Source organism: Variovorax sp. F042, assembly GCF_057814215.1.
The window spans coordinates 256,409-282,041 of record NZ_JBVASX010000004.1 but is presented as its reverse complement, the minus strand read 5'-3'; the positions used below and the strand labels follow the sequence as shown (position 1 = coordinate 282,041).

Below are 25,633 nucleotides of genomic sequence, written 5' to 3'. Positions count from 1 at the left end.
GGCCTTGGAAAAAGAAAGAAAAGTTATTCAGGGCGATAGCCAAAAACGCCACCCTTGGCAGTCACCACCACGACCGTGTTGCCGGCCAGTACCGGCGTGACGGTGATGGCCGAGCCATCCGGCGTGATGCGATTGAGCAGCGCACCGTCTTCGCGCGAGACGAAATGCAGCGTGCCGGTGTCTTCGCCGACGATCAGTGAACGGCCCACGGCCAGCGGTGCGGTGAGGTTGCGACTCTTGAAACGGCTCATCTGCCAGGCGCGTTCACCATCGGCACGGCGCCAGGCCACGACGCTGCCGTCGGACTCGGTGCCGTAGACAAAACCGCTGTCGCCGCTGACGCCGTCCGCGCCCGAAGCCGGCTTGCTCCAGACCAGCGAACCTCGCACGGTCTCGACGCAGCCGACGCTGGCGTAGTAAGCGCGGGCGCAAACCGTGTCTCCAAAGCGGCTCACGCTACCGGTCAGGTCGACCAGGCGCTCCACGTCGTTGGTGCCGCGCGGAGCCGCAATGGGCGACTCCCAGCGCGAAGTGCCGTTGGCGGGGTTGATGCCAACCAACCGGCCGCCGATGCCGGCCACCAGCGTGTCGCCCACGGCGATGAGTACGCCCGACTTGCGCAGCACCAGGTTTTCTCCGGCGCGCTGCTGAATCCAGAGGCGACGGCCGCTCTGGCCGTCCCAGGCGCTGATGCTGCGGTCGGCGGTCTGCACGAACACGCGGCGGCCTGCCACCAGCGGTGCGGTGAAAGCCTGGGCCGAGAGCTTCTGCTTCCACAGGACCTTGCCGTTCTCGATGGCGACCAGCTCGTTGCTGGTGGTGACGACCGCAGCCATCGACCCGTCGCTGCCGACACCTGCAGCCAGTGGGGCACCGGCACTGACGCGCCAGGTTTCGCGGCCGGCGCGGGCGTCGATGGCGACCACCGTGCCGTCACTGCCAGCCACGGTAACCGTGTCGCCGCTGACGTCGGTGCTGAGCGGGAACTGGACATCGGGGATGCGCACAGTCCAGGCCTGGCGCACGCCCATCAAGGCCGGGTTGGCAGGCAGCTCGGCCGGCTTCGGCTTGCTGGTGCCAGAACAGGCGGCGAGAAACGCTACCAAAACAAGAGCTGATCCCGCACGCAAGGCGGTCGATTCAGGCATGAAACGCTTGAAATTCATGATGCGGTCAGGGAGTTTTGGGGGCTGCGGGTGTGACGGTGACGACGGGTGCCAGGCTCTTCGGATCGACACCGACCGCGTTGAGCTTGATTTCAACCAGACGGCGATAGTCCGAGGTGACGCCAAGGCCGGTCCACGCCTTGCGGTATTCGGTCTGCGCTTCGGCCCGCTTGCCTTGAGCCAGGTAGATGTCGCCCTTGCGGTCGGCTACCAGCGGTTCGAATTCCTTGGGCACGCTGCCGTCGAGCTGCTTGAGGGCATCGTCGTAAGACTTGCTGTCGAGCAGTTCGGCCGCCAGCCGCAGCCGGGCGATGGCCTTGTAGCCAGGGTCGATGGCGTTCTGCGCGACCCATTCGAGCTCGGCGCGCGAGCCTGCGGCATTGCCCTTCTCGTACAGCGTCTTGGCGACCAGCAGGCCGGCCTGTTGCGCATAGGCAGTGCCGGCGAAGCGCTTCTTCATGTCGTCGAGCACGAGAGCGATGCGTGCCGGGTCGCCCGCCTGCGCCGTCTTCTCGACCTCGTCGTAGAGCGACGAGGCCTGCGCCGCCTTGTTGCGGCCATACCATTGCCAGCCGTTCCAGGCCACGAAGGCGCCAGCGACGAGCAGCACGACCGAAGTGATCAGGGTGCCGTAGGTATTCCAGAAATGCTTGAGCTGGTCGAGCTGTTCCTGTTCTTCGAGGTCGAGGTGGGTTGCCATGCGCTGTCAGTTGTTGGGAGCCGGCGATTGTAGGGTGGCGGCCCATGCGGCCACTTCAGCAAGTGGCCGGGAGGTTTGCGCGCCGCTTCCGTCGCGCAGCGCCTTGAGAGTCACTTCGCCGCGTGCAAGTTCATCGGCGCCGAAGATCAGGGCATAGGTGGCGCCGCTGTTGTCGGCCCGCTTGAACTGCGACTTGAAGCTGCCGAGGCCGTCCGCCGTGGCGGCGTGCATCTGCACACGTGTGCCGGCGTCACGCAACTGCTGCAGCGTGCGCAGCACCACCGGCATGGCGGAGGCATCGGGCACGACGGCATAGACATCGGGGGCCCGTACCGGGATCTGGGTGCCCTGCTCCTTCATGAGGTCGAGCACGCGCTCCACGCCGATCGCCCATCCCACTGCAGGCGCCGGCTTGCCGCCGAGTTGCTCGAACAGGCCGTCATAGCGGCCGCCGGCACACACCGTGCCCTGCGAGCCGAGCCGGTCGGTCACGAACTCGAACACGCTGAGGTTGTAGTAGTCGAGGCCGCGCACGAGGCGCGGGTTGATGGTGTAGGCAACGCCGTTGGCATCGAGGATGGCCTTCAACCCCTCGAAGTGCGCCAGCGATTCGGCACCGAGGAAATCCATCAATCTCGGCGCCGACTCGACCACATCCTTCATCGCCGGATTCTTGGTGTCGAGGATGCGCAGCGGGTTGCTGTGCAGGCGGCGCTTGCCGTCCTCGTCGAGCTTGTCGGCATGTGCCTCGAAATGCGCGATGAGCTGGGCGCGGTGCTGCGCCCGCTCTGCCGGTTGGCCAAGGCTGTTGAGTTCCAGCCGCACGTCGGTCAGGCCGATCGCCTTCCAGAGCGCGCTCGCGAGCAGGATCAATTCAGCGTCGACGTCGGGACCGGCAAAGCCCAGCGCCTCGACGTCGATCTGGTGGAACTGCCGGAAACGCCCGCGCTGCGGCTTTTCGCGCCGGAACATCGGCCCGATGGCCCACAGGCGCTTGCCGCCGTCGTAGAGCATGTTGTGCTCGATCGCGGCCCGCACGATGCCGGCGGTGTTCTCGGGGCGCAGCGTCAGGTGGTCGTTGTCGCCGTATTTGTCGGACCGGTCGTGGAAGGAGTACATCTCCTTCTCGACGATGTCCGTCACTTCGCCGATGCCGCGCACGAACAGCGCCGTGTGCTCGAGGATCGGCGTGCGGACGTTACGGTACGCATAGCGCCCCATCAGGTCGCGCACGGTGGCCTCGAGCCATTCCCAGCGCGCCGATTCGGGCGGCAATATGTCGTTCATGCCTTTGACGGCATTCAATTTTTCAGCCATGAGTCTGCGGAGGTGTCAGGCCGCGACAGCGTGTTCGCCGCCGAAGCGCTTTTCGATGTAGGTTTCGACGAGCTGGTGAAACTCGTTGGCGATATTGTCGCCGCGCAGCGTGAGTGCCTTTTCGCCGTCGATGAAGACCGGCGCGGCGGGCGCCTCGCCGGTGCCGGGCAGGCTGATGCCGATGTCGGCATGCTTGCTTTCGCCAGGGCCGTTGACGATGCAGCCCATGACGGCCACCTTCATCGTCTCGACGCCCGGATATTTCTTGCGCCAGACCGGCATCTGCATGCGCAGATAGTCGTCGATCTGCTTGGCCAACTCTTGGAAAGTAGTGCTGGTGGTGCGGCCGCAGCCCGGGCAGGCCGTAACGCTGGGCACGAACACGCGCAGCCCCAGCGCCTGGAGGATTTCGGAGGCGATCACCACCTCCTGCGTGCGCGACTCGCCCGGCTGCGGCGTAAGCGACACGCGAATGGTGTCGCCGATGCCCTCCTGCAGCAGGATCGACAGCGCCGTGGCCGATGCCACCGTGCCCTTGGTGCCCATGCCGGCCTCGGTGAGGCCCAGGTGCAGCGCATAGTCGCAGCGGCGGGCCAGCTCGCGGTAAACCGAGATCAGGTCCTGCACGCCGCTCACCTTGCACGACAGGATGACCTGGTTGCCAGCCATGCCCATCGATTCGGCGAGCTTCGCGGACTCGATGGCCGAGGTGATCAGCGCCTCGTACATCACCTGCTTGGCGTCCCACGGCTCGGCGCGCTGGCTGTTGGTGTCCATCAGGCTGGCGAGCAGTTCCTGGTCGAGGCTGCCCCAGTTGACGCCGATGCGCACCGGCTTGTTCCAGCGCATGGCCGCGTCGATCATCTGGCCGAACTGGCGGTCGCGCTTGTCGCCCTTGCCTACGTTGCCGGGGTTGATCCGGTACTTGCTCAGCGCTTCGGCGCAGGCCGGATAGTCGGTGAGCAGACGGTGGCCGTTGTAGTGGAAGTCGCCGATCAGCGGCACGTCGATGCCCATGCGATCGAGCTGCTCGCGGATGTAGGGCACCTGCGCCGCGGCTTCGGGCGTGTTGACTGTGATACGGACCATTTCCGAGCCGGCGATGGCCAGCTCCTTCACCTGGATCGCGGTGCCGATGGCATCCACGGTGTCGGTGTTGGTCATGGACTGCACGCGCACGGGGGCGTCGCCACCCACCGTAACCACACGCGAGCCCCAGGTCACGCTGGACTGGCGCGAGCGGCGCGCCTTGGGCGCCGCCGATGGAATGGGATCGGGATAGCAGTCGGTCACGATTTCACCTCGAAACGCGCCACGCCACCGCCGCGCGTGACAGGCGTCAGATCGTAAGGCTTGCCGCTTACCTGCACATCGACCGCCGACGCACGGCCCACCACCACCGACAGTGGCAGCGCGCCCGACAGGCCGACCGTTTCGCCGGCCTGCAGGCTGCGACGCAGCAACTGCTTGCCGCCGGCTTCGGTTACGGTGATCCAGCACTCTTCACGTGCCACGAAAACGAGTTGCTGACTGCTTGCGCTTGCGGCAGTCGCCACGGGCGCGGTGGGGGCAACCGCAACCGCTGCGGGGGCAGATGGCGCATTGGCAGCGATTGCGGCGGGCGCTTGGCCCACCGGAGCGCTCGGTGCCACAGCCTGCGAGGGCACCGTTTCGGCCACGGCGCCAGTTGCGCTGGCCGAAGCCGGTCCGTTCGCTGGCGCCGATTCCGTATCGGCCTCGCTACGCGCCGTCAGGCGCGACACGGAAGCACTGATCTGGTCGAACACCGATTGCGGCAACCAGAACAACGCAGCCGCGCCAACCAGCAGCACCAGCACCACGATCAGCAACCCGCGCGAAGGCAGTCCGCTGGAGCGTCCGCTGCTGTTCCAGCGCGGCGTGCCCGAAGTGATGTTCGTTCGAAGGGTTCGGTCGGCCTCGGCCAGCGACACCCTTTGCGTGCTGGGCAACTTCGCAAGCACGGGCGCCGGGTCGATGCGCAAAGCACGGCAGACACTGCTCGCCAGGGCGCGAGCGAAGACCGGATCCGGCAACGAGGCAATGTCGTCTGCTTCAAGCGCCATGAGCTTCTGCGGCGGCACCTTGAGGGCGGCCGCCACCATCTCGATGTGCAGGCCATGGGCCTCGCGCGCCTCGCGCAGCAGATCGCCGGCGGTCTTGTGCGTGATGTCGCCTTCTTCCAGCGGCAGCGCTGCGGAAGTGCCGAACTCCGAAACCCGATCAGTCATTGAAATTCCCGCGCTCGTACGCTGTTGCCTCCCGCGACTGGGGGAAGCGTCGTTGCAGTTGGCCTCCCAACTGCGCGACTGCCTCGCGGTTGTTCAGCTTTCGTTCGATCTTGATGCCGAGCCAGAGCGTCTCGGCGCTGGCCGAGGCACTGTTGTTGACGCGGCGAATGTAGAACTGCGCGCGCGACCATTCTTCGCGCTGCGCCAACACCGAAGCAAGGTTGAAGCCAACAACCGGATTGCCGGCGTCGATCTCGTAGGCCTGCATGAGGCTGCGCTCGGCTTGCACGCGCTGCCCGGCCTTGAGCTCGCACACGCCCTGCGTCATGAGCGTCTTGGCGCGGTCGGCATAGCTCGGCACTGCCAATGCCTCGGTGAACTGCGCAGCCGCATCGCCATAGCGGTTCTGCTGGCACAGCAGCCAGCCGTAGTTGTGGCGCGCGTTGGGGTCGCGCGGATTGATGGCGATGGCGCGGCGGAAGCTGTCTTCGGCCATGCCGGCATCGTCGAGCCGCATGTAGACCAGGCCGCGCAGGTTGTAGGCGTCGGCGTTGTTGGGGTCGGCGACCAGCGCTTGCTTGATCTCGTCGAGCGCGACGGTGGTCTGGCCATGCTCGAAATAGCCGGCGGCCAGTTCCATGCGCAGGCGCGCGCGGCGCTGCCGGCTGGACTCGTCGGATTCGGTGACCACCTCGGTCCCCTTGCCCGAACTGGTGTCGGCCAGGCTGGTGGTGGTGGTGCGCGTGTTCACGCAGCCCGCAAGCAGCAACGCCACGGCGACACCCGCGAAACCTGTAGTCAGCATCCGCTGCACATTCGCGGTCGTCGTCGGAATGACCATGCTCATCAGTTCAATGCTCCTGGGGGGCGGCCTTGCGGACCGGATGCAAAACAACGGGACGCTCCGTTGCACGGCGCTGGGCCATGCGCTCGGCCGCGCGGGTGCGGTCCTTGACGTCGCCGGCGAGCTGGCCGCAGGCGGCATCGATGTCGTCGCCGCGCGTCTTGCGCACCGTAGTCACGAGACCAGCTTCGCTCAGCGTCCTGGCGAATGCCAGCACGCGCGGCTGCGGCGAACGCAGCAGACCCGAGGCCGGAAACGGGTTGAAAGGAATCAGGTTGAACTTGCACGAGATGCCGTGCGTGCGCACCAGTTCGACGAGCTGCCGCGCATGCTCGGGCTGGTCGTTCACGCCATCCAGCATGCAGTATTCGAAGGTGATGAAATCGCGCGGCGCATGCGCCAGATAGCGCTTGCAGGCCTCGATCAGTTCGGCGATCGGGTATTTGCGATTGAGCGGCACGAGGTCGTCGCGCAGCGCGTCGTTCGGCGCATGCAGCGAAACGGCCATGGCCACCGGGCAATCGGCGCCCAGGCGGTCGATCATCGGCACCACGCCGGAAGTCGACACCGTCACGCGGCGGCGCGACAGCCCGTAGGCGTTGTCGTCGAGCATGGTGCGCAGCGCGGGCACCAGCGCCGAGTAGTTCTGAAGCGGCTCGCCCATGCCCATCATCACCACGTTGGAGATGACGCGCTCGTCGCGCTTCAGGTGCTTGCGCAGGAAGTGTTCGGCAAACCAGAGCTGGGCGACGATTTCGCCCGTGCTCAGGTTGCGGCTGAAGCCCTGATGCCCAGTCGAGCAAAAGCGGCAACCGACCGCACAGCCGGCCTGGGACGACACGCACAAGGTGCCGCGATCGTCCTCGGGAATGAATACGGCTTCGACGGCATTGCCGTCACCGACGTCGAACAGCCACTTGATCGTGCCGTCCTTGGATTCGTGCTGCGTGATGACCGGCAAGGCCTCCACGCGCGCGGTGGTCGCGAGTTTCTCGCGCAGCGACTTCGCCAGATCGGTCATCTGGGTGAAGTCGCTGGCGCCACGCTGGTGAATCCAGCGGAACAGCTGCGTGGCGCGGAATTTTTTCTCGCCGAGTTTTTCGCAGAACGCAGCCAACCCCTCGAGATCGAAGTCGAGCAGATTGGCCGTGGTCATGGAATCGGTCGAGATGCGGCTTCAGCGTGCGTAGACGTTGAGGCCGGCGAAGAAGAAAGCGACTTCGTTCGCTGCGGTTTCGGCAGCGTCCGAACCGTGCACGGCGTTGGCGTCGATGCTGTCGGCGAAGTCGGCGCGGATGGTGCCGGCGGCTGCCTTCTTGGGGTCGGTGGCGCCCATCAGATCGCGGTTCTTGGCGATGGCGTTTTCGCCTTCGAGCACTTGCACGAACACGGGGCCCGAGATCATGAACTCGACGAGGTCCTTGAAGAAGGGGCGCTCCTTGTGCACGGCGTAGAACTGTTCGGCTTCGTTGCGCGACAGGTGCACCAGCTTGGCGGCGACGATCTTGAGGCCAGCAGCTTCAAAACGGGAAACGATCTTGCCGATGACGTTCTTGGCAACTGCGTCGGGCTTGATGATGGAGAGGGTACGTTCGATAGCCATTGAAATGCTTCCTGGAGCTTTGATTTTGAAGTGTTTTGTCACAACTGCAACGAATTTGTTGCGTCACATGTCGACAAAGCCTCTGATTTTAACCGGCGCAGCCTTGCGGATTGGTGAAAACCCCGCGAAAGGCCGCGCTCCGACGGCTGGCTTTCAGCGCCCGCGACGGCGTCCGCCGCCTTGGCCGCCCTGACCGCCGAAGCCGCCACCACCGCCCCCGCCTCCACCACGACGCGGGCCTCCGCGCTGCTCCTTGCGCTGGCGCGAGAAGCTGTCGGCACCGATGTACCCCAACGAGGTCTTCATCGGATCGGGCTGATTGGCGCCACTCGGTTGACGGTCGTCGCCCTGCTGGCGATTGCCGCCGCCCTGGCGGTTGCCGCTGTTGCCACGGCGTCCCTGCCCCTGGGGCGGGCCGCCATTGCCACCGCCACGATTGGGGCGGGCACCCCGGTCGCCGCGCGGCGGACGGCCATCGCCAAGCGGATTCGGAATCGGCGCTTCGCGTCCGCCATCTTCGCGTGCATCGCGCATGTCGCGCGGCGGCTGTCCACCACCGCCACCATTGCGGTTGCCCCGGCGCTTCTTGTTGCGCCCGTTGCGGCCATTGCCGCCACCGCCCTCTTGCCCGGGGCCGCGCTGCTGCTGCGGACCGGGCCGGGCAGCCGCGCCACCGGAGGCCTGGAACAGCGCTCGGATGTCGCGCTCGTCGAGCTCCATCCAGGCACCGCGCTTCAGGCCGCGCGGCAACACCATGGCACCGTAGCGGATGCGGATCAGCCGGCTGACAGCATGGCCCACCGACTCGAACAGGCGGCGCACTTCACGGTTGCGGCCTTCGGAAATGGTCACGCGGTACCAGCAATTCGAGCCCTCGCCACCACCGTCTTCGATGGTGCCGAACTGCGCCATACCGTCGTCGAGGCGCACGCCGTCGAGCAGCTTCTGCTTTTCTTCACTGGTGAGCGCACCCAGCACACGCACCGCGTACTCGCGCTCCAGGCCAAAGCGCGGGTGCATGAGCTGATTGGCCAAGTCGCCGGAACTGCTGAACAGCAGCAGGCCTTCGGTGTTCAGGTCGAGACGGCCGACCGACTGCCACTTGCCCTGCTGCAGGCGCGGCAGCTTGCGGAACACGGTCGGGCGGTTCTGCGGATCGTCATGCGTGACCACTTCGCCCACGGGCTTGTGATACGCGATCACGCGGGGCGGCGGGGGCGCGATGCGGTAGCGGATCGGCTTGCCGTTGATCTTGACCTGGTCGCCGAACTGGATGCGCTGGCCGATGTGGGCCGGCTCGTTGTTGACGGAAATGCGGCCCTGGAGAATCAGCTGCTCCATTTCGAGCCGAGAGCCGAGGCCAGCCTGCGCCAGCACCTTGTGCAGTTTGGGCGAATCGGCCTCGGGCAGCAGCACGCGCTTGAGCGGCGGGACTTCGGGGCTTTCTTCGTCGGCATCGAACTGGCCGGAGATGACGTCCGCGAAGCGGATCGGCTCGGGCGGCAACGCATTGCGCTGCTCGCGCTCGGCGGCGCGGCGGGCACGGTCGAGGTCGTCTTCTTCCTCGTCGGGCTCTTCTTCGTCTTCGTCCCGCTCTTCGTCGTCCTGGTCGTGGATGCGATCGACTTGTTCGGGCTGAGGTGCCTGGGAGGCGGCCTCTACCGGCGCAGGCTCACGAACTTCTTCTGCGGCAGCGGCGACGGCAATCGGGGCTTCCTCGGCGACAACAGCAGCAGCGGCTTTTGGCTCAGCCACTTCGGGCGGCTCCGCACCAGGCGACACCAAAGCCTCGTCCTGCTCCACTGGCTTCTTCTTGCGGGGCGCGCGCGGCTTCTTGGGTGCTTCAGCCTCTGCCGGTGCAGCGAGTTCCTGCGCCGTGACCTCTGGCGCTACCGATTCAATAGCATCAACCGCAGCCTTCTTGGGCGTGGTCGCCCTCTTCTTCTTTTTGACTTCGGGCTCGGCCGGCAGCATCGCCGCGTCTTCGGTGTCGGTTGTGCTCATGAGGTTTTTCCGGGAGAGGGAGCGTGAGGGTCGGCCTCGTCCTGGGACGGGGCATCGGGTTCTGGCGACGGCGCCTGGGCGGGCTCGGCGGGGGATTCGGTGTCTGCCGCGTTCTCGGCAAACTGCGCTTCGGCGGCTTCGACCGCTTCTTCGGCGACTTCTGGCGCCATGTCGATGACGGCGGGCTCTTCTGCCGGCACTGCTTCGTCCTGCTGCGAGGCAGCGACTTCCTGCTCCGCCTCAGTAACTTCGGCGTCGGCTTCGGCTGCGGCGGGCTCCAGCTCTGCCATCGCCGATGCATCGGCATCGCCCTCGGCCAATGCTTCGGCCTCCGGTGCGGCATCGATAGGCAGCCCCTGCTGCTCACCCGACGCCCGTTCGAGCGCATCGACCAGCGCGGCCTGCTGCGCGGGCGTCTCGATCAGCGGGAGCTGATCGAGCGAGGCAAGGCCCAGGTCGTCAAGAAACTGGCGCGTGGTTGCATACAGCGCCGGTCGGCCGACCGTTTCGCGGTGGCCGATGACTTCGACCCAGCCGCGATCTTCCAGCTGCTTGAGGATCAACGAGTTGATCGTGACGCCGCGGATGTCTTCCATGTCGCCGCGCGTGGCCGGCTGTCGATAGGCAATGATGGCCAGCGTCTCGAGTGCGGCGCGCGTGTAGCGCGGCGGCTTCTCGGGGTGCAGGCGGTCGAGGTGATCGCGCATCTCCGGCCGGCTCTGGAAGCGCCAGCCGCTGCCGACGCTCACAAGCTCCAGGCCGCGTTGCGCCCAGTCTTCCTGCAGTTCAAGCAACAGCACCTTGATGGTGTCCACGCCCAGTTCGTCGTCGAACAGCACGCGCATATCGCGCACCGGCAACGGCTGGCTCGAACAGATCAAGGCGGTTTCGAGAATGCGCTTGGCATCCGCCGTATTCATGGTTCGCGTTATCCGGGAAAAGGCGCCTCAGGGACGCTTGTTCAGAAGGATGAAAGGAGTAGGCGCTGCAGGCACACGGCAAATGCAACGCAAGGCCGGCCTTGGGTGACCGGCGCGGCCCTCGGGCCGTCAGGCGCGATTGTAATCCAGCCCCCAGGACTGCAAAGCCTGGACGAGATCTGGCGGTGGCGGCGAACGGAACTCCATCGCCTCTTGCGTGACGGGATGCACGAAGGCCAGCCTGAATGCATGCAGCGCCTGGCGAGACAGCCCGGCAGCCGGCGCGCCGCCATAAAGCGCGTCTCCCACCAGCGGATGACCGATCGACGCCATGTGCACGCGGATCTGGTGGGTGCGCCCGGTTTCGAGCGTGCAGCGCACAGCGCAGCCTTCGGCGTTGCTGTCGAGCCGCTCGATCAGCGTGCGCGCCGTCTTGCCCGCATGCCGCTCGAGATCGACCACGGCCATGCGCAGCCGGTTGCGCGGGTCGCGGCCGATGGGGGCGTCGACCTGGCGGGCCGCGGCGCCCTCCCACGGCTTGTGGCCGATGGCCAGGTACTGCCGCTTGACCTCGCGGGCGGCGATCAGCGCCACCATCGCGTCCATGGTGGCGCGGGTGCGCGCCACCACCATCAGGCCGCTGGTGTCGCGGTCGAGCCGGTGCACGATGCCGGCGCGCGGCAGCAGCACCGCCTTCGGGTCCAGCGCCAGCAGGCCATTCAGGAGCGTGCCGCTCCAGTGCCCGGGTGCCGGATGCACCACGAGGCCGGCCGGCTTGTCGACGATGCGCAGGTGCTCGTCCTCGTACACGGTGACGATGTCCATCGCCTCGGGCCGGAAGGCCTGGCTCTGGGGCGTGGGGCGCAATTCGATGCGACCGGCCTGTCCCGCCTTCACTGTGGCCGAGACCTTGGTGAGTGTGCGGCCCTGCAGCTCCACCGCGCCAGCCTCGATCAATTGCTGCAGATAGCTGCGGGAAAACTCGGGTACCAGCGCGGCAAGCGCGCGGTCCAGCCGCTGGCCGTGCTGGGCCGGATCGATGACGAAAGGCCGTTGCTCGCTGGGCTCGATCGGATCGGCGCCCTCTTCGAGCTCGGCCACCTCGGCGGTCTCGGGGATATTGCCCAAAGGGTCGGTCGATATAATTGAGGGCAACTGTTTCACGAAAGCCGTATGTGATGTTTCGCGCCAAATTATCGGTCCCCAGCTGGATCGCGCTCAGCGCGGCGGCTCTGCTGGCAGCTGGCTGCTCGTCGACCTCCGTCGACAAGACTGCCAACTGGAGCCCCAACCGCATCTACTCTGAAGCCAAGGAAGAGGCTGGATCGGGCGCCTACGACAAGGCCGTTCCGCTCTACGAGAAGCTCGAAGGCCGCGCTGCCGGCACACCGCTCGCGCAGCAGGCGCAGCTGGAAAAGGCCTACGCCCAGTACAAGTCGGGCGAAAAGGCGAGCGCCATCGCCACCATCGACCGCTTCATGAAGTTGCATCCGGCGAGCACGGCTCTCGACTATGCGCTGTACCTCAAGGGCGTGATCAACTTCAACGACGACCTCGGCATGTTCGCGTTCATGACGCGCCAGGACCTGTCCGAGCGCGACCAGAAGGCCGCCAAGGAATCGTTCGAATCGTTCAAGGACCTCGTCACGCGCTTCCCCGATTCGCGCTACGCCCCTGACGCGCGCCAGCGCATGAACTACATCGTGAACTCGCTCGCGCAGTACGAAGTTCACGTGGCACGCTACTACTACTCGCGCGGCGCCTACCTGGCAGCCATCAACCGGGCCCAGATCGCACTGGCCGACTACCGCGAAGTGCCGGCGCTCGAGGAAGCCCTGTTCATCATGGTGAAGTCGTACGACGCCCTCGGCATGAAGGACCTGCGCGACGACGCCCAGCGCGTGCTGACCACCAACTATCCGCAGAGCACCTACCTCGCTAACGGTTTCAAGGGCAAGGACGACCCTTGGTGGAAGCTCTGGTAAGCCACCAGAGCACGCGCTCTTCCTGGCCAGAAGCTAGGTCTTGAGCGCGTCCAGCGCGGCCTCGAAATCCGATTCGTTTTCGAGCCGCCGCATCGGCGGCAGCGCCGACAGCAACCGGCGGCCATAGCCCATGGCAACCAGCCGCGTGTCGCAGATCGCCAGCACGCCGCTGTCGGTTTCCCGCCGAATCAACCGCCCTGCTCCCTGCTTGAGCGCCACGGCCGCCTCGGGCAGCGAATAGTCGGCAAACGAACTGCGCCCCTGTGATTCCAGGCGCTGCGAGCGCGCCTCGACCAGCGGATCGTTGGGCGGCGGGAACGGCAGCTTGTCGATCACCACCAGCTGCAGCGCATCGCCCGGTGCATCGAAGCCCTCCCAGAACGAAGCCGATGCCACCAGCACGCAGCCAGCGCGCCCGGCGCTCGCGCCTTCGCGAAAGCGGTCCATCAGCACGCGCTTGGGCAACTCGCCCTGCACCAGCACCTCGGGCCGCACTTGCGCGTCGAGCAGTTCGAACTGCTGCTTCATCGCATCGCCGATGGTGCGCAGCGCGCGCAGCGTGGTCGTCAGCACCAGCGTGCGACCGCCGAGCTCCGTCGCGCCGCGCGCAGCCAATTCCGCGACGCGCTGGCTGTGCGACGGATCGTTGGGCTTGGGAAACGCACGCGGCACATAGAGCGCGGCCTGCGAGGCATAGTCGAACGGGCTCTGCACGCGCAGCACTTCCGCGTCCTGCAGTCCGCAGGGCTCGGTGAACCAGCGCAGCGTGGGCTCATCGCCCAGCGTGGCCGAGGTGAAGACCCAGGCGCGGCCGCTGTCTTCCTGCACCGCCGCTGCTGCCTCGCGCGCCGGCCGCTCGCCATAGCCATCGAGGTCATCGTCGTCGCCATCGTCGCCAACATCAGCGTCTGCCTCGACGATCTTGAGCACCCGCTTGCGCATGGCATCGGCGATGTCCAGCGGCGATTCGATGAGCCGCAACTGCGTGCCGACGTCGACCCAACGCACCGAATCGACCTCGCATGGCAAGGCGAAGCGCGCGGTACGTTTCGCGAGTTGGCGGGCCCGCTCGTGCAACCGCACGAAGTCGGGCGAGATTTCGCTGACGGTGGCAAGTCCCTCCGCCGCCAGCTCGAACGCGTGCAGCAGATCGTCCAATGCGCGCTGCCATGCGTCGGGATCGATGCCCTCGGGCGACGCACCCAGCCAGCGCAGCTTGGCGCCCGGCCATTGCTTGCCGACCACCAGCCGCAGTTCGCGCGCAGCCCGTTCGAGCGCGCCGACCAGTTGCTGCCAGTCGACGAGGCCGCGCGCATGCTGCAAGCCGGCCGCCAGCATGTCGCGCGCGAAGTCGAGCGCCTGGCCGCTGCCGAGCTGCGCGCCAAGAAACTGCACGCCGGTTTCGTTGAGCTGGTGGGCTTCGTCGAACACCACCACGCTCACTGTCGGCAGCAGCTCGGCCATGCCGGTCTCGCGCACTGCGAGGTCGGCAAAGAAAAGATGGTGGTTGATGACCACGATGTCGGCCGCCAGCGCCTCGCGCCGCGCCAGGTTGACATGGCAGGGCTTGAACTGCGGGCATTGCGCGCCCAGGCAGTTCTCTCGCGTGGAGGTGATCAGCGGAATCAGCGGCGAGCGCTCGTCGAGCCCCGGCAGCTCGGCCAGGTCGCCCGTGCGCGTAGCCTTCGACCACTGCTCGATCTTGGCGAGCGTGCGCAGGCTGCCGCGCTCCGGCAATGAAGCGTCATGGCGCGCCTGGTCGAGTCGGTGCAGGCACAGGTAGCTGGCGCGCCCCTTCAGCAGCGCCGTGCGCACCGGCAGGCCGAAGGCTTCGACAAGACGCGGCAGGTCACGGCCGAACAGCTGGTCCTGCAGCGTCTTGGTGGCGGTCGACAGCAGCACGCGCTCGCCGCTCAGCAGGGCCGGCACGAGGTACGAAAAGGTCTTGCCCACCCCGGTGCCAGCCTCGACTACCAGCACGCCGCCCTGGTCGATGGTGCGGGCGACGGCCATTGCCATTTCGGTTTGTCCCGAGCGTTCGCGGAACTGGTCGGCGGCACGCGACAGCGCGCCGTCCTGCGCGAAGGCGTCGCGCACCTTGTCTTCGAGCGCACCTGTCACGCCGGCTCTTTCGGATCGAGGTCGTTTTCGAGGCGCGTGATCTGGTCACGCAGCGCGAGGCGGCGCTTTTTCAGGCGCCGCAGCAGCAGCTCGTCTTGCGGCGAGCCCTCGGCCAGCCGGTCGATGGTGGCGTCGAGATCGGCGTGCTCGATACGCAGTTCGATCAGCTGACGGGAAAGGGAGTGAAGATTGGAGTCCAACGGTGGGGAGCGCGCGCGAGGTTTTTGCGGCACATGTTCATTCGATAATACGTCCTGACACGAATCTCCGAGCAGACAGAAACACGCGCTTCAGGCGCATATGCCTCATGACCCAAGGCTTTCGACTCGCCGCGGCCACCGGACTCCACAAGGGAGACCGCCCGTACCAACAAGACCAGGTGCTGCTGATGAGCCATCCGCGCGTGCCTGGCTGCGTGCTGGGCATCGTGGCCGACGGCATGGGCGGCCGCAGCGGCGGGCGCAAGGCCTCCGACCAGGTGCTGATGACGGCACGCCAGCTCTTCACCCGCTACCAGCCCGGCCGCGACGACCCGGAAACCGTGCTGAAGCAGATCCTCGAAGATTCGCACACGGTCATCAAGCTCACCGCCGTCTCCAGCGAGCAGGAGCCGCACAGCACGCTGGCGGCCTTCCTCATGACCCCCAAGGGCGACTGCGCCTGGATCCACGCCGGCGACTCGCGCATCTATCACTTCCACGACGGCCAGCTCATCAGGCGCACGCGCGACCATTCGTACGTGCAGGTGCTGATCGACCGCGGCCAGATCACCGAGGCCGAGGCCAACATCCATCCGCAGGGCAACATCCTGCTCGGCTGCCTGGGCATGACGACCACGCCGCCACCCATCGACCCCTACTACATCCCGAAGCTGGCGCCGGGCGACCTGTTGATGGCTTGCAGCGACGGGCTCTGGCACTACTTCAGCCCGGAAGAACTGGCGAGCGTGCTGTATGCACAGCCGCCGCGCGATGCGGTCGAAATCCTGGTGGGTGAAGCGCGCCGCCGGGCCCGGGGCACGGGCGACAACATCTCGATTGCCGTTCTGAAGCTCGATCCGCTGCCAGTCGCCGCCTGAGCGGTGCCCGGTCAGGGCGTGGGCGACGAAGCTGCCGGCGCCGGCAGTGGTGCCCCGCGCGGCTTGCTGCGGTTGGCGTTCTGCCGCTCGCGGCTGGCCCTATGCTCTTCGGCGCGTTTCTGCTTGTCCTCGAAACGCTTGGCGGCCGTGGGCGCCTCGGCCTGACGCTGGGCCGCCTTGGCCTGCTCGTCGGCATGCGCCTGCTGCTTGGACTGGAACTGGCGCTCGCGCTCGGCCGCCTCGGCCGCTGTAGCCGCGCGGCTGGTCGCGTGGTCGGCAGCGCGCTGCTCGCGCTCCTTCTGGCCCTGGATCGACTGTTCCTGCTTCTCGCGAGAGTCCTGCGGGCGCTGGGTGCCAGCCTTCTGGTCGAGCTTCTGCAACTCGGCCGCGCCGCTGCGCTGGCGCAGGATGTCGTTGATCGCGGTTTCCTGCCGCTTGATGTTGTCGGTTTCCGTGCGGCGACGGCTGCGGCTCTCGCGCAGGCAGTCTTCCACCGCGAACTTCTTGTAGCAGGCAGCCCGCTCTTCGACGAAGCGCTTCTCGATGGCCTCGCGCTCGGTGGAAAGCCGGCGCTTTTCGCCCTCGAGGTCGGCATTGCCCGCGGCGGCGTTGGACTGCGCCCACAGCGGCAGGCTGGCCAACGTCATGAGCAGGGCAAGAGCGAATTTTTTCATGTGAGTCGGGTGTCGACGATGCGGCGTTCCAGGGCGAGAAACTCGCTCGATTGCATTTCGGTGAGCCGGGAAACCGTGCGCGGAAACTCGTGCGACAGCGGCCCCTCGGTGTACAACGCCTCGGGCGGAACCTCAGCCGACATGATGAGCTTGCAGCGCCGGTCGTACAAGACGTCGACCAGCCAAGTGAAACGGCGTGCTTCCGAAGCCATGCGCACCGGCATGTGCGGCACATCGGACAGCAGCACCGTGTGGAACTGGCTCGCGATTTCGAGATAGTCGTTCTGCGAACGCGGACCACCGCATAGCGTCTTGAAATCGAACCAGACCACGCCGCCAGCCTTGCGCCGCGCACGGATCTCGCGCTGCTCGATGTGCAGCACCGGGTTTTCGTCGGCCGTCTCGGCCAGCTTGTCGAAGGCCTTGCGCATTTCCTTCTCGGCCGCTGCATCGTTGGGCGTGAGGTACATGCGCAGTTGTTCGAGCGTGCGGCGCCGGTAGTCGGTGCCGTTGTCGACGCTCAGCACTTCGAGCTTTTCGTTCAGCAGTGCAATGGCCGGCAGGATGCGGTCGCGGTGCAAGCCACCGGGATACAGATCGTCCGGCTTGAAATTCGAGGTGGTGACGAAACCCACGCCGTTCTCGAACAGCGACACCAGCAGCCGATGAAGAATCATCGCGTCAGTGATGTCCGCCACATGGAACTCGTCGAAGCAGATCAGCTTGTAGCGCTTGGAAATGCGCAGCCCAAGCTCGTCGAGCGGATTGACCGTGCCCTGCAACTCGCGCAGTTCGCGGTGCACCTCGCGCATGAACTCGTGAAAGTGCAGGCGCGTCTTGCGCCGCAGCGGCACAGCGTTGAAGAACAGGTCCATCAGGAAGCTCTTGCCCCGCCCGACGCCACCGTACATGTAGACGCCGCGCGGAAGCTCCGGCCGGTTGATGAACTTCTTCAGCGCATTCGAGCGCTGGGCCTTGTACTCGGCCCATTCGTTGGCGCAGCGATCCAGCGCCTCCACGGCGTGCAGTTGCGCTGGATCGCTGTGGAACCCGCGCGCTGCGAGTTCCGCCTCATAGGCCTGTTTGACGCTGGTCAAAAGAAAGATCGCGAGATCAGAAGTTCAGCGTGCGCTTGTCCACGGCGAGTGCCGCTTCCTTCGTTGCTTCCGACAGCGACGGGTGAGCGTGGCAGATGCGCGCGATGTCTTCGGCGCTGGCCTTGAACTCCATCGCCACGACGGCTTCGGAGATCAGCTCGCTGGCCTGCGGGCCCACGATGTGCACGCCCAGGATCTCGTCGGTGGCAGCATCGGCCAGGAACTTGACCATGCCGGTCGTGTCGCCCAGCGCGCGCGCGCGGCCGTTCGCGAGGAACGGGAAGGTGCCGGCCTTGTAGGCGCGGCCCGCGGCCTTGAGCTGCTGCTCGGTCTGGCCGACCCACGCGATCTCGGGGTTGGTGTAGATCACCCACGGGATCGTGTTGAAGTTGACGTGACCGTGCTGGCCCGCAATGCGCTCCGCAACGGCAACGCCCTCTTCCTCGGCCTTGTGCGCCAGCATCGGGCCGCGCACCACGTCGCCGATGGCCCAGACGTTGGGCAGGCTCGTCTTGCACTCGTCGTCCACGGCAATGGCGCCGCGCTCGTCGAGCTTCAGGCCCACGGCTTCGGCGTTCAGGCCGATGGTGTTGGGCACGCGGCCGATCGACACGATCAGCTTGTCGACTTCCAGCGTCTGGGCTTCGCCCTTGGCATTGGTCCACGCAACGCTCACGCCCTTCTTCGACGACTTGATCTCGCCGACCTTCACGCCGAGTTCGATCTTGAGCTTCTGCTTGTCGAAGGCCTTCTTGGCTTCCTTGGCGATCTGCTCGTCCACCGCGCCCAGGAAGGTCGGCAGTGCTTCGAGCACCGTGACTTCCGCGCCGAGGCGACGCCACACCGAACCCATTTCGAGGCCGATGACGCCCGAGCCGATCAGGCCCAGCTTCTTCGGCACCGCGCCGATGCGCAGCGCGCCGTCGTTCGAGAGGATGTTCTCCTCGTCGAACGGCGCACCGGGCAGTGCGCGGGCGTTGGAGCCCGTGGCCACGATGATGTGCTTGCCGCTGATCGACTCTTCGGCGGCGCCCGCCACCTTGATCTCATAGCCGGCTTCGTCGGTCTTCACGAACGAGCCACGGCCATGGAAGAACGTGATCTTGTTCTTCTTGAACAGGTACAGGATGCCGTCGTTGTTCTGCTTCACGACCTGGTCCTTGCGGGCCAGCATCTTGTCGAGGTCGAGGCCCAGGCCTTCGACCTTGATACCGTGGTCGGCAAAGTGATGGCCGGCCTGGTCGAAATGCTCCGACGATTGCAGCAGCGCCTTCGATGGGATGCAGCCGACGTTGGTGCAGGTGCCGCCCGGTGCGGGGCCGCCCTTGCCGTTCTTCCACTCGTCGATGCAGGCCACGTTGAAGCCGAGTTGCGCGGCGCGAATGGCCGCGATGTAGCCGCCGGGGCCGCCGCCGATGACGACGACGTCGAATTGCTTGTTTGCCATCTGGTTCTTTCTCCTCAGATGTCGAACAGCAGGCGCGACGGGTCTTCCAGCGCTTCCTTCATGGCAACCAGGCCCAGCACGGCTTCGCGGCCGTCGATGATGCGGTGGTCATAGCTCATGGCGAGGTAGTTCATCGGACGGATCACGATCTGGCCGTTTTCAACCACGGCGCGGTCCTTGGTGGCGTGCACGCCGAGGATGGCCGACTGGGGCGGGTTGATGATCGGGGTCGAGAGCATCGAGCCGAAGGTGCCGCCGTTCGAGATGGAGAACGTGCCACCGGTCATGTCTTCGATGCCCAGCTTGCCGTCTTGCGCCTTCTTGCCGAACTCGGCGATCTTCTTCTCGATGTCGGCAAAGCTCATCTGGTCGGCGTTGCGCAGGATCGGCACCACCAGGCCGCGCGGCGAACCGACGGCAATGCCGATGTCGAAGTAGCCGTGGTACAGGATGTCGTTGCCGTCGACCGAGGCGTTGATCACCGGGTACTTCTTCAGCGCATGCACAGCGGCCTTCACGAAGAAGCTCATGAAGCCGAGCTTCACGCCGTGTTCCTTGGTGAAGTTGTCCTGGAAGCGCTTGCGCAGCTCCATGACGGGCGCCATGTTGACTTCGTTGAACGTGGTCAAGATGGCGTTGGTCGACTGCGATTGCAGCAGGCGCTCGGCGATGCGGGCGCGCAGGCGGCTCATCGGCACGCGCTGTTCCGGACGCTCGCCCAGGTCGGGCGCGCCAGTCGGTGCAGCAACTTGCGGCAGAGCCGGCTTGGCGGCCGGTGCCGCGATGGTGGCGGCAGCCGCGGCAGGCTTGGCGCCCGAGGCAACCGCGCCGAGCACGTCGCCCTTGGTGACGCGGCCGTCCTTGCCGGTGCCGGCAACGTCGCTGGTCTTCAGGTTGTTGTCGGCCAGCAGCTTGGCTGCGGCGGGCATGGCCACGTCGGACTTCGAACCGCCGGTGGCGGCAGCAGCTGCTGCCGGGGCAGGCGTAGCGGCAGCCGGAGCTGCTGCTGCGGGCGCTGCCGCCGGGGCGCCAGCCGAAGCCTTGCCTTCGGTGTCGATCTTGGCGATCAGCTGATCGGCCACCACGGTGGCGCCATCGGGCTGCACGATTTCAGCCAGCACGCCAGCCGAAGGGGCGGGCACTTCGAGCACGACCTTGTCGGTCTCGATCTCGATCAGGATTTCATCGACGGCGACGGCTTCGCCGGCCTTCTTCTTCCACGTGAGCATGGTGGCTTCGGCCACGGATTCGGAAAGCTGGGGGACTTTGACTTCTACGATAGACATTTGGAGTGAGCTCCGTTTTGTTCTTCAGGGTATTCGTGTGAAAGGAAACTGGTTTTACTTGGTCAGCACGAAGCCCTTGAGCTTGCCAAACGCGCCATCGACGAGCGCCTTCTGCTGTTCCTGGTGCAGGTGCGAGTAGCCCACCGCCGGCGATGCCGAAGCGGCACGGCCGGAGTAGCCGAGCTTCTGGCCGTCCTGCATGTTTTCGTGGATGTAGTGCTGCACGAAGAACCAGGCGCCCTGGTTCTGCGGCTCGTCCTGGCACCAGACCACGTCGACGAGGTTGGGGTACTTCTTGATCTCGGCGGCGAAAGCCTTGTGCGGGAACGGATAGAGCTGCTCGACGCGGATGATCGCCACGTCTTCGTCGCCACGTTCTTCGCGCTTCTTGGCCAGGTCGTAGTACACCTTGCCCGAGCAGGCGATCAGGCGCTTGACCTTCTCGGCCTTCAGGCCCTTGCTGTCGGGAATGACGGTCTGGAAGCTGCCCTTGGTGAACTCGGACAGCGGCGAGGTCGCGTCCTTGTTACGCAACAGCGACTTCGGCGTCATGATGATCAGCGGCTTGCGCAGGTTGCGCACCATCTGGCGGCGCAACACGTGGAAGATCTGGCTGGCCGTGGTCGGCTGCACCACCTGCATGTTGGTGTCGGCGCTCAGTTGCATGAAGCGCTCCAGGCGTGCCGAGCTGTGCTCGGGGCCCTGGCCTTCGTAGCCGTGCGGCAGCATCATCGTGATGCCGTTGACGCGGCCCCACTTCACTTCGCCCGAGGCGATGAACTGGTCGATCACCACTTGCGCGCCGTTCACGAAGTCGCCGAACTGGGCTTCCCAGATGACGAGCGTGTTCGGGTCGTTCGAGGCGTAGCCGTATTCGAACGCGAGCACGGCTTCTTCCGACAGGATCGAGTCGATCACGACGAACGGAGCCTGGTTGTCGGCCACGTTCTGCAGCGGCGTGTAGGTGCCGGTGTCGAACTTCTCGCGGTTCTGGTCGTGCAGCACGGCGTGGCGGTGCGTGAACGTGCCGCGGCCCGAGTCTTCACCCGACAGGCGCACCGGGTAGCCGCTGGCCACCAGCGAGGCGAAGGCCATGTGCTCGCCCATGCCCCAGTCGACGTTGACGTCGCCGCGGCCCATGGCTGCGCGGTCGTCCAGCACCTTCTTCACGAGCGGATGCACCGTGAAGCCTTGCGGCACGGTGGTGATCTTCTCGGCCAGGCGCTTCCATTCGGTGGACGGGATGGCGGTATCGCCGGCGTCGGTCCACTTCTTGTTGAGGTACGGGCTCCAGTCGACGGCGTACTTGCTCTTGAAGTTGGTGAGGACGGGGTCGACGGTGTTCTTGCCTTCGTCGAAGGCGGCGCGCTGCGCCTTGACCATGTCGTCGCCGAGCGTGTCGCCCAGGCCTTGAGCGGCCAGCTTGTCGGCGTACAGCTTGCGCGTGCCGGGGTGCTGGGCGATCTTCTTGTACATCAGCGGCTGCGTGAGCGAGGGGGTGTCCTGCTCGTTGTGGCCCAGCTTGCGGAAGCAGATGATGTCGACGACCACGTCCTTCTGGAACTCCATGCGGAAGTCGAGCGCGATCTGGGTGGCGAGCACCACGGCTTCGGGATCGTCGCCGTTCACGTGCAGCACCGGCGCTTCGATCATCTTGACGATGTCCGAGCAGTACAGCGTCGAGCGGCTGTCGCGCGGGTCGCTGGTGGTGAAGCCGATCTGGTTGTTGATGACGATGTGCACCGTGCCGCCGGTGGAGTAGCCACGGGTTTCGGCCAGCGCCAGCGTTTCCATCACGACGCCCTGGCCTGCGAAGGCGGCGTCGCCGTGCACGATCACGGGCAGCACCTGCTTGCCCAGCGGGTCGCCGCGGCGGTCCATGCGGGCGCGCACCGAGCCTTCGACCACGGGGTTCACGATTTCAAGGTGCGAGGGGTTGAACGCGAGGCTCAGGTGCACCGGGCCGCCGGGGGTGGTCACGTCCGAGCTGAAGCCCTGGTGGTACTTGACGTCGCCGCTGGGCAGGTCTTCGGGGGCGGTGTGGTCGAACTCGGCGAACAGGTCGGCCGGCATCTTGCCGAGCGAGTTGACCAGCACGTTCAGGCGGCCGCGGTGGGCCATGCCGATCACGATTTCCTGCACGCCCTTGACGCCGGCCTGGTTGATCAGCTCGTCCATGGCGACGATGAAGCTCTCGCCGCCTTCGAGCGAGAAGCGCTTCTGGCCGACGTACTTGGTGTGCAGGAAGCGCTCGAGGCCTTCTGCCGCGGTCAGGCGGTTGAGCACATGCTTCTTCTGCTCGGCGCTCAGCTTGGGGTTGGTGCGGGCGCTTTCGAGCCGCTGCTGCCACCAGCGCTTGTGGTTCTGGTCGGTGGTGTACATGTACTCGGCGCCCATCGTGCCGCAGTACGTTTCGCGCAAGGCGTTGAGCAGGTCGCGCAGCGACATGGTCTCCTTGCCGAAGAAGGTGTTGCTGGTGTTGAACACCGTCTCGAGGTCGGCGTCGGTGAAGCCGTAGAACGAGGGCTCGAGTTCCGGAATGGCGGGACGCTCGGCGCGCTTGAGCGGGTCGAGGTCGGCCCAGCGGGCGCCGACGTTGCGGTAGGCGGCAATCAGCTGCTGGACGGAAGTGCGCTTGCGGCCGAGTTCGGAATCGGCGCCGCTGGCCTGCACGACCTTGGTCGTGCCCTGCTTCGCGCGTTCGGCGAAAGCGTTGATGACCGGCAGGTGCGGGACATCGCGGGTGTTGGTGCCGTCGGCGGCGGGAACGTTCTGCAACGCGTCGAAATACGAACGCCAGTTGTCAGGCACGCTGCCGGGGTTGGAGAGGTAGTTCTCGTACATCTCCTCGACATAGGGCGCATTGCCGCCGAAGAGGTACGTGTTGCCTTGATAGGCGGTATACGCCGATGGCGTCGATGAATCGCTCATGATCCGCTGACCTTCGCTTCCCTGAAGGAAGCACTAGCTGGTTAAGAAACCTTCCGCGACACGGCTGAACCGATTGGCGGATGCGACTGTGGCTGGGGAAGGGCCTGAGTACCTTGGCATTGTGCCACGTCAACCATATGACGGTTCAACGGGGCTTCGCAACCCCCTGCCCTGCTCACTCAGCCCGAAGAAAGTAACTGTTTGATCTGCTGCAGCGTGGCGGGGTCGTCGATGGTGGTCAGGTCGCCGGGGTCGCGCTGCTCGCACACGGCCTGGATGGCGCGGCGCAGCAACTTGCCGCTGCGGGTCTTGGGCAGGCCGCTGACGAAGCGCACGCGGGCCGGCCGCGCCAGGGCGCCGAGCTGGTCGGCGACTACTTTCATGATCTCGCCTTCGAGCTTGAGTGCCACGTCGGCGTCAATCACGGCCTTGCCGTCCCTGGGGACCACGAAGGCCATCGCGACCTGCCCCTTCAGGGCATCGGCCACGCCGACCACCGCCACTTCGGCCACGTTGGAATGGCCCGAAATGCTTTCCTCGATCTCGCGCGTGCCAAGGCGATGGCCCGCCACGTTGATCACGTCGTCGGTGCGCCCGAGGATGTAGAAATAGCCATCCTCGTCGCGAATGCCCCAATCGAAGGTCGAATAAACCATCTTGCCGGGCACGCTTTTCCAGTACGTATTGACGAAGCGCGCGTCGTCCTTCCACACGGTCTGCATGAAGCCCGGCGGGGTCGGCCCCTCGACCACGACCACGCCCTTCTCGTTCGCGCCGGTCAGCTCTTCGCCCGTCGACTCGTGCAGGATCTTGATGCTGTAGCCGTACATCGGCACGCCCGGGCTGCCGAACTTGCTGGCCTTGGCCTCCACCCCGTTGGCGATCGTGATCATCGGCCAGCCCGATTCGGTCTGCCAGTAGTTGTCGATGATCGGCACGCCCAGGCCCTCGCTGATCCAGCGGGCGGTCGGCTCGTCGAGCGGCTCGCCGGCCAGGAACAGCGCGCGCAGTGTCGACAGGTCGTATTTTTTCAGCAGTGCCGGATCCTGCTTCTTGAGCACGCGCACGGCCGTGGGCGCGCTGAACATCACCGTGACCTTGTACTTCTCGACAAGGCGCCACCAGATGCCGCCATCGGGCTGCCGTTCGATGCCCTGCGTCGGCAGGCCTTCGTACATGATGGTCGCCATGCCGGCGATCAGCGGGCCGTAGACGATGTAGCTATGGCCCACCACCCAGCCGATGTCGCTGGTGGAGAAGTAGGTTTCCCCGGGCCGGCCATCGAAGATGTGCTTCATGCTCGCAGCCAGCGCGACCGCATAGCCGCCCACGTCGCGCTGCACGCCCTTGGGCTTGCCGGTCGTGCCGCTCGTGTAGATGGTGTAGCTGATGTCGGTCGAGGCGAGCCACGTGCAAGGCACCTTGGCATCGATGTGCTTCTGCCGCAGTTCGGCGGCGAGATGGTCACGACCCGCCGTCAGTTCCATCGGCGCGAGACCGCGGTCGGTCAGCAGCACCGCCGAAGGCTTGTGCCTCGACAGCCGGATCGCGTCGTCGAGCAGCGGCTTGTATGCGATGACCTTGCCGCCGCGCGAGCCGGCATCGGCGCTCACGATCACCTTGGGCTCGGCGTCTTCGATGCGCGTGGCCAGCGAGCCGCTCGCGAAGCCGCCGAACACCACGCAGTGGATCGCGCCGATGCGCGCGCAGGCCAGCATGGCAAAGGCGGCTTCCGGAATCATCGGCATGTAGATGAGCACGCGGTCGCCCTTGCCCACACCCAGCTCGACAAGGCTGGCGGCAGTGCGCTGCACCTCGGCGTGCAGCTCAGTAAAGCTGTAGCTCTTCTCGACGCCGGTTTCGGTGGAAACGAAGATCAGCGCGGGCTGGTCGCCTCGTGCCGCCAGATGACGGTCGATGGCGTTGTGGCAAAGATTGGTCGTGCCGCCCACGAACCAGCGCGCGAACGGCGGCTGGCTGGCGTCGAGGATCTGTTGCGCGGGCGCCTGCCAGTCGATCAGCTTCGCCTGCTCGGCCCAGAAGGCCTCGGGCGCATCGACGGATTGGCGATAGAACTCTTCGTAGCGGCTCATCTTGATTTGTCTCCTGTTATTTATTCCGTTCCGGCGGCAGCGCCAAAACTGAATTCATAATTATGGAGACCGATCTTGCAGCAAGCTGACGGCCGGAACAATCCGGCCGAGCCCTGCC

General features: G+C 65.9%; 21 protein-coding genes. 2 read left to right on the top strand and 19 right to left on the bottom strand.

What is annotated here, in order from left to right:
* Positions 1 to 23: 23 nt before the first annotated feature.
* From bamB to ACZYSP_RS16565, 11 genes are all read right to left on the bottom strand, one after another.
* Positions 24 to 1,166, bottom strand: coding sequence for an outer membrane protein assembly factor BamB (gene bamB / locus ACZYSP_RS16615; RefSeq protein WP_093052200.1), 1,143 nt, complete (start codon positions 1,164 to 1,166; stop codon positions 24 to 26).
* Between the two features lie 7 nt (positions 1,167 to 1,173).
* Complete coding sequence (locus tag ACZYSP_RS16610) at positions 1,174 to 1,866, bottom strand: YfgM family protein (protein WP_489015399.1); 693 nt, start codon at positions 1,864 to 1,866, stop codon at positions 1,174 to 1,176.
* A gap of 6 nt (positions 1,867 to 1,872) precedes the next feature.
* Complete coding sequence (hisS, locus tag ACZYSP_RS16605) at positions 1,873 to 3,183, bottom strand: histidine--tRNA ligase (RefSeq protein WP_440534174.1); 1,311 nt, start codon at positions 3,181 to 3,183, stop codon at positions 1,873 to 1,875.
* 15 nt (positions 3,184 to 3,198) lie between these two features.
* Entirely contained in the window at positions 3,199 to 4,476 is a 1,278-nt protein-coding gene (gene ispG / locus ACZYSP_RS16600) for a flavodoxin-dependent (E)-4-hydroxy-3-methylbut-2-enyl-diphosphate synthase (RefSeq protein ID WP_093052209.1), read from the bottom strand.
* Positions 4,473 to 5,432, bottom strand: a complete 960-nt coding sequence (locus tag ACZYSP_RS16595) for a helix-turn-helix domain-containing protein (protein ID WP_489015396.1) — start codon at positions 5,430 to 5,432, stop codon at positions 4,473 to 4,475. Before ACZYSP_RS16595 ends, ispG begins: the two co-directional genes overlap by 4 nt.
* On the bottom strand, positions 5,425 to 6,279 hold the full coding sequence (pilW, locus tag ACZYSP_RS16590; RefSeq protein WP_093052215.1) for a type IV pilus biogenesis/stability protein PilW: 855 nt from the start codon (positions 6,277 to 6,279) through the stop codon (positions 5,425 to 5,427). The genes ACZYSP_RS16595 and pilW overlap by 8 nt, the downstream gene beginning before the upstream one ends.
* A gap of 4 nt (positions 6,280 to 6,283) precedes the next feature.
* Positions 6,284 to 7,432 carry a dual-specificity RNA methyltransferase RlmN gene (gene rlmN / locus ACZYSP_RS16585; protein WP_093052217.1) on the bottom strand — a complete coding sequence of 383 codons (1,149 nt, stop codon included), beginning with the start codon at positions 7,430 to 7,432 and terminating at the stop codon, positions 6,284 to 6,286.
* A gap of 21 nt (positions 7,433 to 7,453) precedes the next feature.
* Positions 7,454 to 7,879, bottom strand: a complete 426-nt coding sequence (ndk, locus tag ACZYSP_RS16580) for a nucleoside-diphosphate kinase (RefSeq protein ID WP_093052220.1) — start codon at positions 7,877 to 7,879, stop codon at positions 7,454 to 7,456.
* Between the two features lie 153 nt (positions 7,880 to 8,032).
* The gene (locus ACZYSP_RS16575; RefSeq protein ID WP_489015393.1) at positions 8,033 to 9,883 is read right to left on the bottom strand and encodes a pseudouridine synthase; all 1,851 of its coding nucleotides are present in this window, start codon (positions 9,881 to 9,883) and stop codon (positions 8,033 to 8,035) included.
* A complete protein-coding gene (gene scpB, locus ACZYSP_RS16570; RefSeq protein ID WP_489015391.1) occupies positions 9,880 to 10,803 on the bottom strand; it encodes an SMC-Scp complex subunit ScpB in 924 nt (307 codons plus the stop codon). The genes ACZYSP_RS16575 and scpB overlap by 4 nt, the downstream gene beginning before the upstream one ends.
* A 129-nt stretch (positions 10,804 to 10,932) precedes the next feature.
* Positions 10,933 to 11,958 carry an RluA family pseudouridine synthase gene (locus tag ACZYSP_RS16565; protein ID WP_371127556.1) on the bottom strand — a complete coding sequence of 342 codons (1,026 nt, stop codon included), beginning with the start codon at positions 11,956 to 11,958 and terminating at the stop codon, positions 10,933 to 10,935.
* 23 nt (positions 11,959 to 11,981) lie between these two features.
* Between ACZYSP_RS16565 and ACZYSP_RS16560 the strand changes: the two genes are divergently transcribed.
* Complete coding sequence (locus ACZYSP_RS16560) at positions 11,982 to 12,788, top strand: outer membrane protein assembly factor BamD (protein WP_093052233.1); 807 nt, start codon at positions 11,982 to 11,984, stop codon at positions 12,786 to 12,788.
* 33 nt (positions 12,789 to 12,821) lie between these two features.
* Here ACZYSP_RS16560 and ACZYSP_RS16555 read toward each other — a convergent pair whose 3' ends face one another.
* Positions 12,822 to 14,909 (bottom strand): ATP-dependent DNA helicase, encoded by a 2,088-nt coding sequence (locus ACZYSP_RS16555; protein ID WP_489015389.1) that lies wholly within the window; start codon positions 14,907 to 14,909, stop codon positions 12,822 to 12,824.
* Positions 14,906 to 15,109, bottom strand: coding sequence for a YdcH family protein (locus ACZYSP_RS16550; RefSeq protein WP_093052238.1), 204 nt, complete (start codon positions 15,107 to 15,109; stop codon positions 14,906 to 14,908). The genes ACZYSP_RS16555 and ACZYSP_RS16550 overlap by 4 nt, the downstream gene beginning before the upstream one ends.
* 107 nt (positions 15,110 to 15,216) lie before the next feature.
* Between ACZYSP_RS16550 and ACZYSP_RS16545 the strand changes: the two genes are divergently transcribed.
* A complete protein-coding gene (locus ACZYSP_RS16545; protein ID WP_489015387.1) occupies positions 15,217 to 15,987 on the top strand; it encodes a PP2C family protein-serine/threonine phosphatase in 771 nt (256 codons plus the stop codon).
* An 11-nt stretch (positions 15,988 to 15,998) separates the two neighbouring features.
* On the opposite strand, the gene ACZYSP_RS16540 is transcribed toward ACZYSP_RS16545, so the two are convergent.
* From ACZYSP_RS16540 to ACZYSP_RS16515, 6 genes are all read right to left on the bottom strand, one after another.
* Complete coding sequence (locus ACZYSP_RS16540; RefSeq protein WP_093052244.1) at positions 15,999 to 16,661, bottom strand: hypothetical protein; 663 nt, start codon at positions 16,659 to 16,661, stop codon at positions 15,999 to 16,001.
* Positions 16,658 to 17,758 carry a cell division protein ZapE gene (gene zapE / locus ACZYSP_RS16535; protein ID WP_097199423.1) on the bottom strand — a complete coding sequence of 367 codons (1,101 nt, stop codon included), beginning with the start codon at positions 17,756 to 17,758 and terminating at the stop codon, positions 16,658 to 16,660. Before zapE ends, ACZYSP_RS16540 begins: the two co-directional genes overlap by 4 nt.
* A 16-nt stretch (positions 17,759 to 17,774) precedes the next feature.
* On the bottom strand, positions 17,775 to 19,205 hold the full coding sequence (lpdA, locus tag ACZYSP_RS16530) for a dihydrolipoyl dehydrogenase (protein WP_093052249.1): 1,431 nt from the start codon (positions 19,203 to 19,205) through the stop codon (positions 17,775 to 17,777).
* 14 nt (positions 19,206 to 19,219) lie between these two features.
* Positions 19,220 to 20,491 (bottom strand): 2-oxoglutarate dehydrogenase complex dihydrolipoyllysine-residue succinyltransferase, encoded by a 1,272-nt coding sequence (odhB, locus tag ACZYSP_RS16525; RefSeq protein WP_093078084.1) that lies wholly within the window; start codon positions 20,489 to 20,491, stop codon positions 19,220 to 19,222.
* A gap of 54 nt (positions 20,492 to 20,545) precedes the next feature.
* The gene (locus ACZYSP_RS16520; protein ID WP_093052255.1) at positions 20,546 to 23,422 is read right to left on the bottom strand and encodes a 2-oxoglutarate dehydrogenase E1 component; all 2,877 of its coding nucleotides are present in this window, start codon (positions 23,420 to 23,422) and stop codon (positions 20,546 to 20,548) included.
* Positions 23,423 to 23,601: 179 nt separating this feature from the next.
* On the bottom strand, positions 23,602 to 25,539 hold the full coding sequence (locus ACZYSP_RS16515) for a propionate--CoA ligase (protein ID WP_256216848.1): 1,938 nt from the start codon (positions 25,537 to 25,539) through the stop codon (positions 23,602 to 23,604).
* Between the last annotated feature and the right edge of the window lie 94 nt (positions 25,540 to 25,633).